At 68.3% G+C, this 18,203-nt stretch carries 15 protein-coding genes; 7 read left to right on the top strand and 8 right to left on the bottom strand.

Annotated elements, in window-relative coordinates:
* Positions 1-94 precede the first annotated feature (94 nt).
* A complete protein-coding gene (locus I5071_RS35820; protein ID WP_236517846.1) occupies positions 95-550 on the bottom strand; it encodes a DoxX family protein in 456 nt (151 codons plus the stop codon).
* Between the two features lie 162 nt (positions 551-712).
* The gene (locus I5071_RS35815) at positions 713-1,756 is read right to left on the bottom strand and encodes an NAD(P)-dependent alcohol dehydrogenase (RefSeq protein ID WP_236517845.1); all 1,044 of its coding nucleotides are present in this window, start codon (positions 1,754-1,756) and stop codon (positions 713-715) included.
* A 131-nt stretch (positions 1,757-1,887) separates the two neighbouring features.
* Here I5071_RS35815 and I5071_RS35810 point away from each other — a divergent pair, with 131 nt between their 5' ends.
* Positions 1,888-2,793 carry an AraC family transcriptional regulator gene (locus I5071_RS35810; protein WP_236517844.1) on the top strand — a complete coding sequence of 302 codons (906 nt, stop codon included), beginning with the start codon at positions 1,888-1,890 and terminating at the stop codon, positions 2,791-2,793.
* Between the two features lie 56 nt (positions 2,794-2,849).
* On the opposite strand, the gene I5071_RS35805 is transcribed toward I5071_RS35810, so the two are convergent.
* Positions 2,850-3,665: an SDR family NAD(P)-dependent oxidoreductase gene (locus I5071_RS35805; protein ID WP_236607712.1), complete on the bottom strand. Its 816-nt coding sequence runs from the start codon at positions 3,663-3,665 to the stop codon at positions 2,850-2,852.
* Between the two features lies 1 nt (position 3,666).
* On the opposite strand from I5071_RS35805, the gene I5071_RS35800 reads away from it, so the two are divergent.
* Positions 3,667-4,080 carry a winged helix-turn-helix transcriptional regulator gene (locus tag I5071_RS35800; RefSeq protein ID WP_236517843.1) on the top strand — a complete coding sequence of 138 codons (414 nt, stop codon included), beginning with the start codon at positions 3,667-3,669 and terminating at the stop codon, positions 4,078-4,080.
* A gap of 51 nt (positions 4,081-4,131) precedes the next feature.
* Here I5071_RS35800 and I5071_RS35795 read toward each other — a convergent pair whose 3' ends face one another.
* Both I5071_RS35795 and I5071_RS35790 read right to left on the bottom strand, forming a co-directional pair.
* Positions 4,132-5,016 (bottom strand): aminotransferase class I/II-fold pyridoxal phosphate-dependent enzyme, encoded by an 885-nt coding sequence (locus I5071_RS35795; protein WP_236517842.1) that lies wholly within the window; start codon positions 5,014-5,016, stop codon positions 4,132-4,134.
* A gap of 107 nt (positions 5,017-5,123) precedes the next feature.
* Positions 5,124-6,257 (bottom strand): hypothetical protein, encoded by a 1,134-nt coding sequence (locus I5071_RS35790; RefSeq protein WP_236517841.1) that lies wholly within the window; start codon positions 6,255-6,257, stop codon positions 5,124-5,126.
* Between the two features lie 376 nt (positions 6,258-6,633).
* On the opposite strand from I5071_RS35790, the gene I5071_RS35785 reads away from it, so the two are divergent.
* Positions 6,634-7,701, top strand: coding sequence for a glycosyltransferase 61 family protein (locus tag I5071_RS35785; RefSeq protein ID WP_236517840.1), 1,068 nt, complete (start codon positions 6,634-6,636; stop codon positions 7,699-7,701).
* Positions 7,702-7,735: 34 nt separating this feature from the next.
* Positions 7,736-10,858, top strand: coding sequence for a DUF3427 domain-containing protein (locus I5071_RS35780; RefSeq protein WP_236517839.1), 3,123 nt, complete (start codon positions 7,736-7,738; stop codon positions 10,856-10,858).
* Positions 10,859-11,099: 241 nt separating this feature from the next.
* Here I5071_RS35780 and I5071_RS35775 read toward each other — a convergent pair whose 3' ends face one another.
* Both I5071_RS35775 and I5071_RS35770 read right to left on the bottom strand, forming a co-directional pair.
* A complete protein-coding gene (locus tag I5071_RS35775; protein WP_236517838.1) occupies positions 11,100-12,050 on the bottom strand; it encodes a hypothetical protein in 951 nt (316 codons plus the stop codon).
* Positions 12,051-12,059: 9 nt separating this feature from the next.
* Positions 12,060-13,220 (bottom strand): AAA family ATPase, encoded by a 1,161-nt coding sequence (locus I5071_RS35770; RefSeq protein WP_236517837.1) that lies wholly within the window; start codon positions 13,218-13,220, stop codon positions 12,060-12,062.
* Between the two features lie 93 nt (positions 13,221-13,313).
* On the opposite strand from I5071_RS35770, the gene I5071_RS35765 reads away from it, so the two are divergent.
* Together I5071_RS35765 and I5071_RS35760 are read left to right on the top strand one after the other, a co-directional pair.
* Positions 13,314-14,525, top strand: coding sequence for a phospholipase D family protein (locus I5071_RS35765; RefSeq protein WP_236517836.1), 1,212 nt, complete (start codon positions 13,314-13,316; stop codon positions 14,523-14,525).
* Between the two features lie 658 nt (positions 14,526-15,183).
* Positions 15,184-15,987: a hypothetical protein gene (locus tag I5071_RS35760; RefSeq protein ID WP_236517835.1), complete on the top strand. Its 804-nt coding sequence runs from the start codon at positions 15,184-15,186 to the stop codon at positions 15,985-15,987.
* A gap of 52 nt (positions 15,988-16,039) precedes the next feature.
* Here I5071_RS35760 and I5071_RS35755 read toward each other — a convergent pair whose 3' ends face one another.
* Positions 16,040-16,993, bottom strand: coding sequence for a hypothetical protein (locus I5071_RS35755; RefSeq protein ID WP_236517834.1), 954 nt, complete (start codon positions 16,991-16,993; stop codon positions 16,040-16,042).
* 194 nt (positions 16,994-17,187) lie between these two features.
* Here I5071_RS35755 and I5071_RS35750 point away from each other — a divergent pair, with 194 nt between their 5' ends.
* Positions 17,188-18,132 carry a LysR family transcriptional regulator gene (locus I5071_RS35750; protein WP_236517833.1) on the top strand — a complete coding sequence of 315 codons (945 nt, stop codon included), beginning with the start codon at positions 17,188-17,190 and terminating at the stop codon, positions 18,130-18,132.
* Positions 18,133-18,203: the final 71 nt, after the last annotated feature.

The raw sequence follows: 18,203 nt of genomic DNA, 5'->3' as shown, positions 1-18,203 counted from the left end.
GCCGCGACGAGCCAGCGTCGCGGCCTTCTTCACGGGGCCGACGTCGCGGCGGCGGGCGTCATCCTCTGACGCGCGCCGCCGCGACGCCGATCGGTCACGCCGTCGCGACCGCGCGGCGCTCCTGCTCGCCGTTCGCCGCGGGCTGCGGGGTCGGCTTCGCGTCGAGCGCGAGCACCTCACGGAACGCGCTGCGGTACGCGAACGCGAGGCCCACCTCGAGCGCGAGGATGAACAGCACCATGCCGATTCCATCGGGCGCGAGCACCGCGTGGAAGAACACGATGTTCACGACGATCGGCGCGAGCAGCACCAGCGCCAGCGGGACGAAGCGGTTCGTGAGCAGCAGCGCGCCCGCGACGACCTCCGTGCCCTTGATCAGCGGGAACATGTAGCCCGCGGCAGCCAGGCCACCGAGGAACGCGCCGGCCTCGGGCGGAGGCGGAGGCTGCGGGATGAACTGCAGGAAGCCGTTCAGGCCGAACACGAAGAAGAGCAGGCCGAGCAGGATGCGCGCGGCGTGCGGGGCGTAGCGGCGGATGCGATCGCTCATGGGGAAACCCTCCTGACGCGACCAACCTGCGGCGCGGATCGGGAGCTCGGGAGAGGTCCGCGATGCGACTCGTCGTTGCTCGTTCTGCAACGTTCCTCGCCCACAGACGGGGAACGTCGTCGATCTCGGGACGCTCGACGTACGACGCAACGCCTCGCCCGACTACGCCAGCGACGCCATGTCGATCACGAACCGGTAGCGCACGTCGCCCCGGAGCAGGCGCTCGTAGGCCTCGTTGATCTGCTGGATCGCGATCGTCTCCACGTCCGCGGTGATCCCGTGGGTCGCGCAGAAGTCGAGCATCTCCTGGGTCTCGGCGATGCCGCCGATCCCCGAGCCCGCGAGCTGACGCCGCGGCAGCATGATCCCGAACGGCGCCACCGAGAGCGGCCGGTCCGGTGCGCCCACCAGCGCCAGCGTTCCGTCGAGCCTCAGCAGCGAGAGGAGCGCGTCGACGTCGTGGGCCGCGGACACCGTGTCGAGCACGAAGTCGAGCCTCCCTCGGTGCTTCGCCATCGCGTTCGCGTCGGTCGAGACCACGACCTCGTGGGCGCCCAGTCGCAGGCCGTCCTCGACCTTCCTCGGCGAGGTGGTGAGCAGCACGACGTGCGCGCCGAGGGCACGCGCGAGCTTGACGCCCATGTGACCGAGCCCGCCCAGGCCCACGACGCCGACCTGCGTTCCCGGCCCGACGTTCCAGTGACGCAGCGGCGAGTAGGTGGTGATCCCGGCGCAGAGCAGCGGCGCGGTCGCGGCGAGGCTCGCGTCGCTGGGGAGCCGCAGCGTGAACGCCTCGTCGACGACGATCGACTGCGCGTAGCCGCCGAAGGTCGGCCCGCTGCCGCGCTCGTCGCGACCGTTGTACGTGAAGGTCGGGAGCTCGACGCAGTACTGCTCGAGCCCCCGCTCGCAGCTCGCGCACTTGCGGCAGGAGTCGACCATGCAGCCGACGGCGGCGAGGTCGCCTTCCGCGAACCTCGTCACGTCCTTTCCGACGTGGGCGACACGCCCGACGATCTCGTGGCCGGGCACGCACGGGTAGATGGTGTTCGACCACTCGTTCCGCGCCTGGTGCAGATCGGAGTGGCAGACACCGCAGTGGAGGATCGTGATCTCGACATCGGACGGCCCCAGACTCCGCCGCTCGATCGTGAACGGTGCGAGCGGAGAGCTGGAGCTCCGAGCCGCGTAGGCCTTCGTGGACATGGTGTGGTTCCTCTCGGACGTCTGCGCCCTCACGGGCGCGTGTTCCGCGTCGCCCACCCTAGGTTCGCGTGCTCTGCCCGCGTTAGATCGATCCTCGACGATCCTTGCCCGATCCTGCATTTTCGCGATCCATGTCGCGGCGACTGACCGAGCTGCTGGAGCTGATCGACCGGTTCACCGGCGGCGACGGCGAGCACCCGACCGCGATCGACGAGCTGACCTTCTTCCGCCAGTCGGCCCCGTCGACGGCGGTGCCGGTCCTCTACCAGCCCTCCCTCTGCGTCATTGCGCAGGGCACCAAGCGGATGCGGCTCGGCGAGGAGGTCCTCGACTACGACCCCGCGCACTTCCTCATCGTCTCCGCCGACGTGCCGATGATGGGCGAGGTGACTCGTGCCTCGCCGCGAGCGCCGTATCTCGCGCTCCGGATCGGCCTCGACACGTCGATGGTCGCCGAGCTGGTCGCCGCGTCGGACCGGCGCGAGGCGGCGCGCACACCGCTCGCGCGCGCGGTCGCGGTGAGCCCGATGGAGCCCGCGCTCGTCGACGTCCTCACGCGTCTGGTCTCGCTGCTCGAGACCCCCGACGATCAGCCGGTGCTCGCGCCGCTCGCGCTGCGCGAGATCACCTATCGACTGCTCGCAGGGCCGCAGGGCCCGCGGCTCCGCCAGATCGCCGCGCGCGACGGACAGGCGCGCCGCATCGTGCGCGCACTCTCCTGGCTGCAGGAGAACTTCGCGGCGCCGCTCCGCATCGACGCCCTGGCCCGAGAGGTCGGCATGAGCGCGTCGGCGCTGCACCACTACTTCAAGAGCGTCACCGCGATGAGCCCGCTGCAGTACCAGAAGCGCCTGCGGCTCCACGAGGCGCGACGGCTCATGGTGGGCGAAGGCCTGAGCGCCACCGACGCTTCGTTCCGCGTCGGCTACGAGAGCCCGTCGCAGTTCAGCCGCGAGTACCGCCGTCTCTTCGGTGCCCCGCCCCAGCGCGACATCGCCGCGCTCCGCGACGATCTGTCGTCGCCCGACGCAGCGTGATCGCACGAGAGCGTGCGCGGGCTCGCGCACGTCTCTCGTGGATCCTCCCGCGGACGTCACGCCGCCGGCATCTGCGGCAGCACCACCTCCACACGCTCGCGCTTCGTCACGAGCGTCCAGATCTCGTCGGCGATCGCATCGGGATCGATGACCGGGAACCTCGCGTCGAGCGGTGCGCCGCCGGCGGTCATCGCGCGGTGCCCGGCCGAGCGCTCGATCAGCGCGCCGATCGTGACCGTGCCCGCGTAGACGCCCTTCGGCCCGACCTCGGCGTTCAGCGTGAAGATGTAGTTGCGCGCCGCCGCCATCGCGGGCCCCACGCCGCTCATCCCCGGCATCGCGTGCACGGCGGTGAGACCGCCGCCGAGCACGATCGCGCCGTCGCCTCGGGCGAGCATTCCGGGAAGGACGGCGTGGGCGACCTCGATCGGCGCGAACGTGAGCAGCTCGGCGAGCGGTCGGAGCTTCGCGGCGTCGAGCTCCACCGCGGGCACGAACCCGACCTCCGGCGTCACGGGCGCGTAGATCGCGACGTCGATGCCCCCGAGCTCGTCCTCGATCGAACGCACGAGCGCCGGGATGCCGTCGAGGTTCGTGAGATCGGCCGGGAACGCGATCGCCTCGACGCCGAGGCGCGCGAGCTGTGCGGCGCGCTCCTCGAGCGGACCCGCGCGGCGCGCGACCAGCGCCACGCGGTACCCCTCGCGTCCGAACCGTGCCGCGACGGACGCGCCGAGCCCGGTCCCGGCACCGAAGATCGCGAGCGTCCTCTTCCTGTCGTTGGTCATCGTGCTCATCGAGTTGCCTCCTGAGCGATGGCCTAACACTGGCACTTTCCCTTCGTAAGTACGTACCTTCTGGTAAGTATCCACGATGGCCAAGACGCGTGACTTGCTCGGCGAGGCGTACGCACAGGACTGCCCCGGCCGATCGATCCTCGATCACGTGATGTCGCGCTGGGGCGTCCTGGTCTTTCTCGCGCTCCACGACCAGACGCTCCGCTTCAGCGAGCTGCGCCGGGTCATCGGCGGCGTCAGCGAGAAGATGCTGGCGCAGACGCTACGGACGCTCGAAGAGGACGGCTTCGTGCTCCGGCGTGACTTCGCCGAGGTTCCTCCGCGTGTCGAGTACTCGCTCACGCCGATGGGCCGTCGACTCGCCAAGCACGTCGCCGCGCTCGGCACGTGGATCTCCGAGAACACCGCGGAGGTGCTCGCAGCCCGCGAGAAACACCGCCGCCAGCCCAGCGCCCAGTCGAGGCGAGCCTCGACTCGGGCACAGGGCTAGCCCGTTCGCCGAGCCTCCCTCGAGGACCACAGCGTCGAGGCTCGACGAAGGTCAGCCGGACTTGCCGAGCAGGCGCCGGGCGAGACGACGCAGCGGCGAGCCGGAGTGGCGCAGGTACCCACTGACGCAGATCCGCCGCCGCACGCCCGGGGGCAGCGCGGGCTTCTCGAAGCGAGAGTCCTCCAGCAGCGCGTCGAAGCGCCGGTCGTCGTCGTGGAGGTTCGCGAGCATCACGCAGCGGCTGGGGATCACGTCCAGCTCCGCGCACACCCTCCGGTGCGCATCGCGATAGCTCGACGGCATGAAGTCCGCGGGGAACTGGCGCATCAGCGCGAGGCCCACGGACGCGCCGACGCGGTTGTAGTAGCGCGCCTGCATCTGGATCTCTTCCAGATAGGAGAGCTCCCGCTTCGAGAAGAGAATGCCGATCCGGAACGAGTGCACGGCGAACGTCTTGCTCAGACTGAAGCTCAGCATCTCGATCGCAGGATGCGTGTAGTCGAATCGAGTGCCGAAGCTCGTGCCGAAATACGCGGCGTCGATCATCACCGGCACTCCGAGCTCGCTGCAGCGGTCGAGCAATGCGCGATAGCCACGCGGCACCGAGCCGTCCGCGTAGAACGGCACCGACATGACGAGCGCGTCATTGGGCCGGAGCTCGTCCGACTCCACGTGCGCCCAGTCCGGCACCGAGAGTCGCACGTACGGATATTCGCCCTGGAGCGTCCGGAATCGACGGCCCTTGTGCTCGTAGAAGAAGATGTCGTAGGCCTGCGTCACCCCGTTCACGAAATACCGCACGGGGAACGTCTCGAGACCGGTGACCGGCGTGGCCTCGGACGCTCGGATCCACTCGGTGTAGGTGGACGCGAACTCGTGCCCGAGGCTGCTCGCGACCGCCTGCCCGAGCAGCTTCTTCATCGAGATCGAGTCCACGACGCGGGCGACCCGCCGGTCGATGATCGGTCCGGTGCCCCGGCCCGCGCGCGACAGGTCGGCGGCGGGCCGTGACGGCGACCAGAGCACCCGATTCGGAGCTGCGCTCACGTGAGCTCCGAGGGTGCGAGAGACGGGGAGGCCGGGACGGCGATCGCCATCCGAGACAGCGGCGCGGGCGACGGCCGCGGCGCGACCACCACCGCCTTCTTCGGCCGGGGCGAGACCGCGACAGGAGCGGCCCGCGCGGGCCCGAGCCCCGGTGCCGGGAGCAGCTCCTGGTACTTCCACAGGCACGCGCGCTGGCGGTCCGAGAGAGGCTCGTTCAGGAACGGAATTCCCGACTCGAAGCTGAAGGCCCGACACAGGACTTCGTCCTTCGGATGCCTCGACGTGTAACAGAACGACGCGAGCTTGCGGGCGCTCCTCGGGATCCTTCCGTGGTGGAAGATCTTGGCCACTGCGCCGAAGACGACCGTGCCTCTCGGCGCCTTCACGCGGCGCCATCTCCACTCCGGCACGACACGCCTCATCTCCTCGTCGGTGATCTCGTCGATTCCGTGGAAGTCGCGATACGTCGGACTGGAGTGGCGCGGCACGTACTCGAACGGACCGCTCTCGTCGTCGAGGACGTCGCTCAAGTAGATCAGCACGCGGATGACGTCGTGGTCTTCGCCGTCCCGGTGCCACAAGCGCGTCCCGACGGACCTGCCATCGACGATCTCCTTCCGGGCGCAGACGCCGTGGTACGCGACGTCGAGACCGATGCAGCTCTCGACGATGTCGAGCAGGGACTCGTCGAGGCCCCACATGAAGAGCTCGGGAAAGTCGGTCGCGATCTTCGACGGATTGATCGGGACGCAGTGCTCGAATCCGTCTTTGTACTCCAGCGTGCTCGCGGCGTCGGGGTCCAGTCGATCGAGGTGCTGACAGACCCTCGGCATGGCGTCGAACAGCGCCGGATTCGAGGCAAAGGGCAGCGCTTCGAGCGGTACCGCCGCCACGCCGTCGCGCCGGAGCTCGGCGATGATGTGCCGGCCGATGGCGGAGAGAGGCGGTCTACGGCGGAGATGGCGGACTTGATTGGCTCGATGGCGCACGTGGCCGGCGGCCTGACGTGTCCTCTTGACGAGCCTCCGGCTCAGTCCGCTCCAGGCCCCCGGAATCACACTGGACGTCAGCATTCGGAATCCCCCCTCGAAACGGATCTCCGTCCCCCGAGACGCGTCGAGTCGCGTCACCTCACTGACCACTTCATTTCAAGTCTGCTCCCGCGCATTCGCAGCCACCCGGACACGCGATGTGCGAGAGTCCCATGCACACCCTCAGGTGCTAACTGAGGCGCCGAGACACGCAGCAGCCTTTCGTCCCGGAGCGTGCGGGCACAAGCTCGGCAGACTGGTACGTCTCTCCTGGACGCGCGAAGAGCGCGAGTCTTGGTTCGGATTCGGGACGCGACAGGAGTGCTCGCGAAGCAGCCCGTCTCGGGCACGGACGGGAGATGGCTGCGCAGCGAGCCGTTGGATTCGCGCGAAGCTCCAAGCGGCAGCATTTGACGCTGCGCTTCGGCGGCTAGGCTAGGTGACGCTCGATGGCACTCAGCCCGCGAGGTGACTCGTGATCAGCAAGTGGACTCCATTGCCCGCGCTGCACAGCGCAGGACGACTCTTCGGCTGGCAGGGCCGACCGCTGCAAGACGTCGCCGATCGGACATGGACTCTCAGCCCGGCGACCCGCGCGCGCGCCCCCAAGGCGTTCTTCCTGCCCAACCAGCTCGAGCGCGTCACTGGGACGATGTTCTCCGAGGGAGACGCGCTGAAAGAAGTCGAGGGTGGGTTCGTCGACCACGCCCCGACTCGTGCGTTCCTCTTCGAGAAGGCGTGGCTGCTCGACGGCGTCGTCTACAAGGGCAGAGGCCACGAGTGCATCCGCACGCGCACGACACGAGTCCCGCGTCTGCGCGTCGAGCGCGAGATCGGGCGGGGCGCCGTCTATTCGACGTTCGCGGGCATGACGTACTTCGGCAACTGGCTCCTTCACGACTGTCTCGCCTACCCGCTGGCGGCCGCGGAGGGAGACCCGGTCACGATCTCGCGCACGGCGGTGGGCTGCCACGAGCCGACCTACGAGGAGTGGCTCGGCATCCAGCCCTCGCGGCTGGAGTCGGCGTTCTTCCGCGAGCTCGTCCTCTTCGACGACTTCGGCTACACGAACGACAAGCGCGCACGCTTTCGTGCGCTGCGGGAGAAGCTGTTCGCCCGCGTGGACGCCAAGCCGCATCCGGGCGTCTTCGTCGTGCGAGGCCGCACCGGAAAGGGCAAACCGCGCGTCCTCGAGAACGAGGCGGCGCTCGCCGAGATGCTGGCGCAGCGCCGCGGCTTCCGCGTCCTGGATCCGGCGCAGACCGACGTCGCCACGATCGTGAAGACCTGCGCGGGCGCGCGGGTCGTCGTCGGCGTCGAGGGCAGCGGTCTGGCCCACGGCATCCTGGGCCTCGCGCCGGGCGGCTCGCTGCTGGTCCTCCAGCCTCCCGACCGCTTCGTCACGGTCTACAAGAACACCGTCGAGCGCGAGGAGCAGCACTTCGCGTTCGTCGTCGGCCAGCCGCGCGGCGAGGGGTTGTTCTACGTCGATCCCGCCGAGGTGGAGCGCACGCTCGACCTGCTCCCGCCGGCGCGGGTCTGAGCGAAGGAGCGTGCGCGGCTGGTAGTCTCGAGGCGTGACCGCGCGCCGTCCTCCGACTCCGGGCCTCTACGACGCTCCCGTCACCCACTCGCTGGATGCCTCGCTCGCTGCGCTCGCGAGCGAGCTCCACGAGACCGAGCCCCTCGATCCATCGGACGCCCCACGCGCGCTCGCGCGCTTGCTCCACTCGCGCGTCGTGCATGCGCTGAGCGCAGTGCCCACCTCGCGCGAGGACGCGCTCGATCGCCAGATCGCGCTCACCAATCGCTTGCTCGAGCTGATCGAGCGCGACGTGCCCGATGCCGGCGCGTCGCGCGACGATCACGTCGCCGCGCCCGGTCGCCGTCTGCTCGCAGTGCGCGAGCCCGCCCCGTCGTCGCTCGGCCACGCGACCTCCCCGACGCGCCCCGAGATCCCGCTCGGGACGAGCGATCTCCTGGTCAACGGTCGCCACGATGTCTCGCTCGGCCCCGAGGTGAAGCGCGAGATCGCGAGCGCCGATCGTGTCGATCTCCTCTGCTCGTTCCTCAAGTGGAGCGGCTTCCGCCTCGTCGAGGACGAGCTGCGCGCGCTGGTGCGCCGTCGCCCCGGCGCGCTTCGCGTCCTGACCACTGCGTACATGAGCGCGACCGATCGCCGCGCGCTCGACGAGCTCCGCGCGCTCGGCGCCGACGTCCGCGTCTCCTACGACACCACGCGCACCCGCCTCCACGCCAAGGCGTGGCTCTTCCATCGCGAGAGTGGTTATTCGACCGCGTGTGTCGGCAGCTCGAACCTCTCCGCCGCCGCGATGCTCGATGGTCTCGAGTGGAACGTGCGTCTCTCGCAGATCGACAACGGCCCCATCCTCGAGAAGTTCCGCACCACGTTCGAGCAGTACTGGGCCGACCCCGAGTTCCGCGCCTACGAGCCCGACGAGTTCGACAGGGCGATCGCGACCCAGAAGAACGAGAGCGCGCGTCATCTCTTCGTGTTCGACGTCGAGCCTCGCCCCCACCAGCGCGAGATCCTCGACGACCTCGCCGCCGAGCGCGCCCGCGGTCACTGGCGAAACCTCGTCGTCGCCGCGACCGGCACCGGCAAGACCATCGTCGCCGCGCTCGACTATGCGCGGCTCCGCAAGGAGCTCGCGCGCGATCGACTGCTCTTCGTCGCGCATCGACGCGAGATCCTCGAGCAGACGCTCACTGCGTTCCAGGTCGTGCTCAAGGACGCGTCGTTCGGCGAGCTGCACGTCGGCGACGATCGCCCGGTGCGCGGCGAGCACGTGTTCGCGAGCATCCAGTCGCTCTCGCGCGAGCGCATCGACGCGCTCTCACCCGACTCGTTCGACGTGGTGATCGTCGACGAGTTCCACCACGCCGCCGCGGAGAGTTATCAGCGCCTGCTCACGCACCTCCGCCCGCGCGTATTGCTCGGGCTCACTGCCACGCCGGAGCGCGCCGACGGCAAGAGCGTGCTCTCGCACTTCGACGATCGCATCGCGTCGGAGCTGCGACTCTGGAAGGCGCTCGATCAAGAGCTGCTCTCGCCATTCCACTACTTCGGTGTCGGCGGCGCGCCCGATCTCCGCATGATCCCGTGGTCGGGCGGCAAGTACGACACGACGCAGCTCTCGAACGTCTACACCGCCGACGACGCGTTCGCGCTGCGCGTGCTCGCCGAGACGCAGAAGCGAGTTTGCGACATCGGCGCCATGCGCGCGCTCGGGTTCTGCGTCGACGTCGCGCACGCGCGCTTCATGGCGCGCAAGTTCAGCGAGGCGAAGCTCCCGGCCGAGGCGGTCAGCGCCGACACGCCGCGCACCCAGCGCGAGCAAGCGCTCGCCGCGCTGCGCGCCGGATCGCTGCGCGCGATCTTCAGCGTCGACCTGTTCAACGAGGGTGTCGATCTCCCCGACGTCGACACCGTGCTCTTCCTGCGCCCGACCGAGAGCGCGACGGTGTTCCTCCAGCAGCTCGGCCGCGGCCTCCGGAAGTCGCGCGACAAAGACTGCCTCACGGTGCTCGACTTCATCGGCGACGCACACCGTCGCTTCCGCTTCGACCTTCGCTATCGCGCGATCGTCGGCGGCACTCGCAAGAGCATCCAGAGCGAGATCGAGCGCGGCTTTCCTTCACTCCCGAGCGGCTGTGTCATCCAGCTCGATCGCATCGCCCAGGACGCGGTGCTGGAGAACGTCCAGCACGCGCTCGGCCTCGGAAAGAAGGCGCTGGTCGAGGACCTGCGCGAGCTCGCGAAGAGCCACCGCGACATCGATCTCGCCACCTTCCTGCGCGAGACCGACACCGACGTCGAAGACGTCTATTCGTCGGGCGCCGAGCCCTGGACCTGGACTCGACTGCGGCGTGAAGCAGGGCTCGAGTCGAGTCGTCGCGACGGCGACGAAGACCTCCAGGTCGAGCGCGCATTGAGCCGCATGCTCCACGTCGACGACCCGCTGCGCCTCGACGGATTCCGCGCGCTCCTCGCGCGCGGGAGCGCACCTGCGCCCGACGCGAGCGATCCCATCCAGCGCTGGCTGTTCGTCCTGCTCGGCTGGGTGCGCGCGCCCTACGCGCAGATGTCGCGCGCGTGGTCGCACCTCTGGTCGCGCCCCGCGCTACGCCGCGAGCTGCGCGAGCTGTTCGGCGTGCTCGCGGATCGCAGCCGCTGGCTGGGCGCGCCGCTCGGCGATCTCCCGCTGCGCGTCCACGCGACCTACACGCTCGACGAGGTCCTCGCCGGCATCGACGAGCGCAACGACAAAGGCGGCGTGAAGCGCATCCAGACCGGCGTCTTCCACGTGCCCGAGCGCAAGCTCGACTTGCTCTTCATCACCCTGGAGAAGAGCGAGAAGCACTACACCCCGACGACCCTCTACGACGACTACCCGATCAGCCCGACCAGGTTCCACTGGGAGAGCCAGAGCACCTGTCACGAGAGCGCGCCGGCAGGAAAGCGATACATCGCGGCGAAGAGAGGCGCAGCGAACCAAGTCCTGCTCTTCGTGCGAGAGCGCCAGACCGGAGAGCGCGGAGAGCGCCTTCCCTACGTGAACCTGGGCCCGGGCTGGTACCGGTCGCATCGCGGTGGGAGGCCGATGCAGATCGAGTGGGACCTGCAGTACGCGATGCCGGCAAGGATGTACCAGGAGACGAAGCGAGCGGCGGGGTAGCATGCGGCGCCGTGTGGATGAACACGTGAGCGCTATGGCTTCTCGGGCCGGCGACGCATCGCGGTGGCTCCCGGATCACGCCGGCGAAGCGCGCGTGCACTCGCACCGCGGCCGCCTCGCGGAATCGAGAGAGACGGCGCGGCTCCCGAAGCTTCCAGACGCTGCTTGAGAGGTCGGTAGCACTTCGCCGCAATCCACACTCGCATCGAGCACGACGGTCGCGGGACGGTGGTGGGCCCACTTAGGGAGAGTTCGCGCTCGGCGCAGCGGCAGGGCCGGCTGCGGTTCCGTGCACCGCCGTCCTGATGCGCCGTACGACCTCAGCGAGGACAGCGCTGGCGTAGTTGATCGTCGCGAGGGCACAAGCACGAAAATGCGCCGCACTTGCTTTCGGATACGGCGCGCCGTTCGCAGCGCGGTCCGCTAAGTGTGCGAGCCACGGGACGTACCACTTGCCATTGAAGACAAGGTCATGTGCGTCGCGAGCTAGAACTTCAGCGATGACGCGACGCGCTGTGCGTAGATATCGAGGGAAGTTCGCATCTATCAACGTGGCATGACTGACGATAGTTTGCTGCGTCGCGGAGTCGATCGGATCGCCCGCCCTGGGGTGGAACATCGACTTGTCACGCCCGTAGCCTTGGACGCCCACGCTGTTTCGGTGAACCGCGTAGCAGTAGGCCGTCCATTCGGCCCAATCGCGTCCGATGCTGCGTCGCCATTGTTCCTGATGGCCGAGCGCGCTCGCAACCGCTTCCAGGTCGAGCGAGCATGCACACGATACGGCCTTCGCCACATCGGCCGCTTCGAAGATGTGGTTTTCGACATTGTAGTGAACCGTGTAGACGACGTGCGGCGATCGAAGCTTCCGTCTCCGGCGATCGTCTATGTCTTTGTCGAGAATCACTACGAATGTCTTCGTCGGTCCGCCCGCGAGGCTCGTCTTGAGCACGCCACTCTTCTTTAGTTGCTTGAAGGTGTCGATCAGCGCCGGCTTACCACTGGCTTTCGTGAATCCTTGCAGCTCGGCGGTGGTAACAACGCGCGTCAGTACGTTCGGAAGCGCCTCACGAGCCACGCCGCTGTAGAACGCGCGATCACCGACTCCCTCAACCAGCAGCACGACGTCCTCGGATGACATCTGGATGCTTCTAATGAAGCCGCCGGCTGAGTGCGCAAGACGGGTGCTCACTTCGCCTCCCTAGATACGAAAGATGTTCTCATCAGGGATGTCTGCGAGGATCTCCGGAGAGTGCGTCGCGGCGATGATTTGCGAATCCTGGTTCAGCGCGCGCATCGTGCGAATGAACTCGCGCTGCCAGTTGATGTGCATCGAAAGCTCTGGCTCATCGATCAAGATGGGGCCGTCGCCACGGATCGCTGCCATGAGCAGCCGAATTATCTGTTTCTCGCCCGAGGAGAGCGAACTGATATCGATCTTTCTATCTCCGGCGAGCTGAACCGAGAGGCCGTCGGGCCCCGCTAGCAGCTTCTTGCCGCCGCTGAAGAGTCTATCGATCTGCGTCCGGAACTCGTCGATGGGCTTCTGAATGTCTTTGATCTTTGTTTCGACCTCATCGATGTGACGCATCACGTGCTGGAGCACAGGATCGCGCTCGTAGTGCGCCGTGAATGTTCCGATCTTCGGCGCGGTTCTGACACGGCGCATGCGCCTCAGAAATGTAACGGCCCTATCGTAGGCAGCTTCCGCCGACACCTCGGGCTCCGGCGGCGTGTTCTCGTCAGCACCGCTGCGATTCAGAAGGGCGACAAGCAGGTCAGCAAGACCATCTTCCTGCACCTTCCGCACCTGAGCTTGCGACCGGCTATAGAGTGTGAGCCACTCACGCTCGACGGCATCTTTGAAGAGGCGATTCGCGAGGTCCTCGATGCCGGGTTCGGTGTGAAGAGAATGCCGCATCATCTCGGGCAACGTGCGGTCCGCCCCGAAGAACATTCGGGTCGTCGGCAAGTACTCATGTGCCCACCCCATCGGCCGTTTCTCCGGTTGCACCGAGAGCGACACATCCGGGACCGGACGGCCGGTCTCGTCGTAGACAAACAACTTGGGATCGTAGCGACGCTCTTCAGCAGGAGACCGCGGCGCGCTGTTCCGCAAGAGCGAATAGGTGAAGGAACGCTTCTGAAAAGGGTGAGCGACGACAACTTCGGCGCGCGTGAAAGGGACGGTCGCCAGAGAGGAGGTGTCCTCAGCCAGAACGGCACGCAGGATGCGAAGGAGTGACGTCTTGCCAGATCCGTTGCCGCCGAAGAACAGGTTGGTTTTCGGGTGCAGCTCCTTCCTGATCGGTGCACTCCGCCCTGCCAGGCCATGTATTTCGAACTCAGCGATGTGTGCCATTGGATTCTCTGCTCTGGTCCTTGTTCTGGCGAATCAACGGCGCGCAGCAAGTGAACACGTCACGTGCGCTGCGAGTGTACAGCAGCGGCGTGGTTGATTGCACAACCGAGGGCTCTCCCTAGGTCGTCGGACCGGTCTCTGAGGACGATCTCGCGGTGCGGCGATCTCGATGACGATCTGAGTACTGACGGTGCGCCTTCGCATGCGCGCTCGCGCAAGGGCGCGCTGGCGGTCGCTCACGCTCGGAGCAGTTCGTTTGGGCCGTGGCGAGCGGGCCGCTCGTGGCGGGTGCTTCGCGGCCGGCACGAGCTCGAGTCCGCGCAGGAATCTCGGCGGAGCTTGCGACGGTATTCGATTTGCGCTGGCCGCGGTCTTCTCCAGGCCCATCTCGGTCGCTCGCAGTACGGCGTTGCCGTCGGGCTCGCTACCTCAGGCGAGGAGCGCGTACTCTCCGGTCACGTGGAGGTCAGTGCCGTCACTGCGCCTGGGCGCGAGCTGCTCGCGAGCGTCCGCGGCCTGCTCGACTCCTCCGACGACTCGCTCCTCTGCGTCGCGTTCGCCCAAGCGCGCGGTGTCCACCTCATCGCGCGCGAGCTCGAGTCGAGCGCTCGTCGCGGCCGCGCGCGCGTGTTGGTCACGACCACGCTCGGTGCGACCAGCGATGCAGCACTGACCGCGCTGCGCGACGGCGGCGCGTCCATCCGCGTGCTCAATCCGGGCGGCTCGACCTACCACCCGAAGGTCTATCTCGGGCGCCGCGGCAGACTGACGACTGCGATCGTCGGCTCCGCGAATCTCACCTCGGGTCTGGTCGCCAACGTCGAAGCAGCGACGGTGTTGCGCGGGCGCGATGACGAGCAGCCGATCGCCGATCTCTGGTCGTGGGCGGAGCAGCTCTGGGCCGATCCGCGCTCCTCGGACTTCACTGGTCCGGCAGTCGAACGCGACGAGGAGATCGAGCCCGAGCTCCTCGCCATGCTGCACGCGGCGTCGCGGCAGACGCCCGTCGTCTACACGCTTGGTCCCAGCGCGCAGCCGAATCGGCTCGCCGAAGTGACGCCCTCGGGCTTGTGGGTGGAGACCAAGCGAACCGCCGAGCGTCGCAGTGGCGCTCAGGTCGTCTCGCCTCGGATGCTCAACCTCGCGTGGGACGTGCTGCGTGCCCGCGGTCGGCTCACGAACCGCGAGATGCTCGACGAGCTGCGCATCCATCGCTCGAGCTTCGTCTGCGCCGTGCTCGCGAAGCTGCCGGGAGTGCGGGTGACGAGCACGAGGCCGATCGAGCTCTCGTACTCACGATCGTAGATCTCGAGATCACCCTCGTCGGCTTGCGCTGGCGCCCTCTCGAGAACGATCTCGTCGGCTCGCGCCGCGGCGATCTCGAGGACGACCTGGGTGCTGACCGTGAGGCTTCGGTGTGCACGTTCGCGCAAGGGCGCGCTGACGCGCGCTCGCGCTCACAGCAGTTTCGTTTGCGGCGTGTCGAGCGGGCCGCTCGTGGTGGGGTTGCTTCGCGGTGAGGGCGATCTCGAGTCCCCGCAGAATCTCGGACTCGAGTCCCGGCGGGGAACGCAGCGCTCTGACGTCTCGGCGCCGACCGCATCGGCGTGAGCCCGACGCGTGAATTCTGACTCGCGACCTCATCCGCATGGTCGCTCGCGCGAGAATTCTGACTCGGGACCTCATGCGCATGGTCACGGATCGATAAATTCTGACTCGGGACCTCATACGCATGGTCACGGATCGATAAATTCTGACCCTGTGACCTCATACGCATGGTCACGGATCGATAAATTGTGGCTCGTGACCTCATACGCATGGTCACTCGGGTCACCCGTTACGCTTTTTCGCCGTCCGCCACGCAACGCGCGTCATCGCTCTTCGATGAGCCCACCACGATGCGCGGGTCGGGGGTGACGCCGCGCTCTTCAGCGAGGTGGTTCCCGTGACGGCTCTTCTGGCAGTGGCTGCGACGCTTCTCTATGGCCCGTACACCGATGGCATTCGCGTCCAGGCGCGGATCGCGATGGCGCTGGCGCGCGAGCTCCGGAACGCGCGGCCGCGCAACGTGCGCGAGAAGGAACGCGAGGCGCTCGAGGCGATCCTCGAGCAGGCGCAGGTCATCGACGACATCATCAAGACGGAGAAGGACGTCCAGACGATCCGCGAGCAGTTCATCGCCTTCGGGCAGTGCTGGGGCGGCATGCACGACGCGCTGGTCGCGAAGACGCGACTGCCCGCGGGCGTGACAGCGTCGAGCGCGACCGCGACGCGCATCCTCGAGAAGGCCTTCCCCGAGGGGATCGCGTTCATCCGGTTCGAGGCGCCGGCAGCGTGGGGTGAGGGCAACCGCCGGCTGCAGCACATCGTCGAGCTGAAGCTCGATCGCGAGATCGATGCGTGCGTGGGCGTCGACTACTTCACCGCGGCGCGCGACGCGACCGCCGCGCTCGGCGAGGCGATCGGCACCGGCGAGCGACCGCGGGTGCGCTCGAGCCGGCCGTCGAAGAAGGACGCGCTGTTCGTGTTCTCGCGCGCGATCAGCAAGTACGCGCGGCTGCTCTCGGCCGAGGTCGACGAGACCGATGCGGAGTCGATCGAGCGGTTCCAGAAGGCGGTCGCGCCGATCGACACCTATCGCTCGACCCGCACTGCGCGCGAGGAGGAAGACGAGGAGCAGGAAGAGCAGCCGGCGACGCCGGTCGCGCCGATTCCGACGCCCGGGCCCATCGGCGACGGTCCGTTCGTGGATGATCGCGAGTCGTGAACGAGAGCCCGTGCGCTTCGGCGCACGGGCTCTTCGTCGATCGCGGCGCTCGTCACGGCGACGCGGCGCGGGACCGGCACGACCCTTCGACACATCGCGGAGGATCGCACTCCGCCACCTCGGTCCTGCTGCACGGGCCGGCGATCGCGTGACCGCAGAAGTCTGCCAACGTCTCGTCGATTCGGCGGGACGCGACGTCCTGGTGCTCCCGCGCGACCGAGGCGCAGATGTCGTCCAGCTCCACGCCGGGGCCGCAGTTGCTCGTGAAGGCAGACGCGACGACGCAGTCGCCGTCGTCGCTGCAAGCCGCGAAGTCGCGCGCGAGCTCGTCGAACACGCCGTGCCAGCGTGCTTGGACGTCGTCGCAGGAGAGGATCGCCTCGACGGCGGTGCACGTTCCCGAGACGCAGCGCGCTTCCGCCGACACACAGCCGGACGGGTAGACCTCTCGCGAGTCGATGCACCCTGGAGACGAGCCATCGCACATGAAGTCCGCGTAGATGGCGCACTCGTCGCACCACTCGAGCGCGCCGAGCGCGCGGACCGCGTCGTCGAATCGCGCCGGATCGCTGACTGCGATGCTGCAGTACTCGAAGACCCCCGTGCTCGAGGGACAGCGCACGGTCGGCATGACGAGCTGGCAATCCGAGTCGGCGGAACAGGCGCCGTGCGTCTCGGCGGCAGCCACGATCATCCCGTGCAGCTCGCGGTAGGCGTCGGTGCACGACGCCGGTGGTTCGGCATCCACCACCGGCGCGGCGTCGCGCGTGGTGCCCGCGGGATCGGCGGCGCACGACTCGCACCCTGCCGCGAGCGTGGCCAGCAGCGCGACTGCCAGGGCGCTGCGGCTCGCGTCTCGCCGTGCATCCGATTCGTCGATCCAATCCGAATCTGCGATGCGGCACGGTGTCGACGCGGCCCCCGATCGAACGACTCTTCGCATCTTCTTCGAACCTCCGGATCGGCGCGCGCGCTGCGAGCGCCGAGTCGAGGTCTCGTGCGCCATCGCGTGCCTCTCGATGAAGGCCGCCGCGCGCTGCATGGGAGGTGCCAGGACGGGGACACGAACCGCGGGATGCTCCCCTTCGCGTCACTTCGAGACGGTTCGTGACGTCCGAGCCCGTGACCACCCCGGCTCACACGGCCACCCTCGGACGGACCGTTGCACTTCTCGCAACGGTTGCCCCAGATATCTCCTCGATGTCGCTCATCGAACAACCGAACATGCCGGCCCTCGAAGATCTCGAGGCGTTCGTGCGTGTGGCCGAGACCGGGTCGTTCACCGCCGCCGCCACCCGGATGCACCTGCCGAAGTCGACGATCAGCCGGCGGGTGTCGCGGCTCGAGGCGGCGCTCGAGACCGCGCTGGTGGTGCGCACCAGCCGGAAGGTGACGCTCTCCGAGGCGGGCGCGGCGTACCTCGAGCGCGTCGGGCCGGCGATCGCGCGCATCGAGGAGGCGAGCGCCGCCGCGCGCGAAGAGCGGGAGCGGCCGCGCGGGCACCTGCGCATCACCGCGCCGGGCGATCTCTCGCTCGGGTGGATGCCGCGGCTGGTGACCGAGTTCCGGGCGCGACATCCCGACGTGACGATCGAGCTCCTGGTCGACGATCGGCGCGTCGATCTCGTCGCCGAGGGGATCGACCTCGCGGTGCGCGCGGCGCAGCAGCTCGAGGACAGCTCGCTCGTGGCGCGGCGGCTCTCGTCGGTGGGACTCGGGCTCTGGGCGAGCACGAAGTACCTCGACGCGCGAGGGCGCCCCACCCGCATCGAGGACCTCGCGAGCCACGACTTCGCGCTGCCTCGCTCGATGCAGGCGCGCGGGCGGCTGACGCTCACCGGGCCCGACGGCGAGCGCTCGATCGACGTGCGCGCGCCGATCGGCGCCAACGACATGGCGTTCCTCGAGCGCATCGCGGTGGAGGGCGGAGGCATCGCGGTGCTGCCGACGGTCGTGAAGCTCGACCGCACGTCGCTCGAGCACGTGCTGCCCGAGTACTCGGCGGGCGCGTCGAACCTCTACTGCGTCTACCCGAGCGGGCGGGTGGTGCCGGCGAAGGTGCGCGCGTTCCGGGACTTCCTGGTCGAGCGGGCGCCGGAGCTGGAGGAGCGCTGCACCGAGCACGGACGCTGCCCGGGCGCCTGAGCTCCGCGGAGCGCGTCGCCACGGAGATCGTGGCGAAGCGCCTCGTCCCAATTCGCTGCGCGTGAGGCGCG

It is taken from the genome of Sandaracinus amylolyticus (assembly GCF_021631985.1).
Classification (GTDB): Bacteria; Myxococcota_A; Polyangia; order Polyangiales; family Sandaracinaceae; genus Sandaracinus; species Sandaracinus amylolyticus_A.
This window is presented reverse-complemented; position numbering and strand designations above follow the sequence as displayed.

Excerpts from the sequence above, each read along its gene's own strand:
- I5071_RS35820 (WP_236517846.1), bottom strand. The coding sequence starts at position 550 with ATGAGCGATCGCATCCGCCGCTACGCCCCGCACGCCGCGCGCATCCTG.
- I5071_RS35815 (WP_236517845.1), bottom strand. The coding sequence starts at position 1,756 with ATGTCCACGAAGGCCTACGCGGCTCGGAGCTCCAGCTCTCCGCTCGCA.
- I5071_RS35810 (WP_236517844.1), top strand. The coding sequence starts at position 1,888 with ATGTCGCGGCGACTGACCGAGCTGCTGGAGCTGATCGACCGGTTCACC.
- I5071_RS35800 (WP_236517843.1), top strand. The coding sequence starts at position 3,667 with ATGGCCAAGACGCGTGACTTGCTCGGCGAGGCGTACGCACAGGACTGC.
- I5071_RS35770 (WP_236517837.1), bottom strand. The coding sequence starts at position 13,220 with ATGGCACACATCGCTGAGTTCGAAATACATGGCCTGGCAGGGCGGAGT.
- I5071_RS35755 (WP_236517834.1), bottom strand. The coding sequence starts at position 16,993 with ATGGCGCACGAGACCTCGACTCGGCGCTCGCAGCGCGCGCGCCGATCC.
- I5071_RS35750 (WP_236517833.1), top strand. The coding sequence starts at position 17,188 with ATGTCGCTCATCGAACAACCGAACATGCCGGCCCTCGAAGATCTCGAG.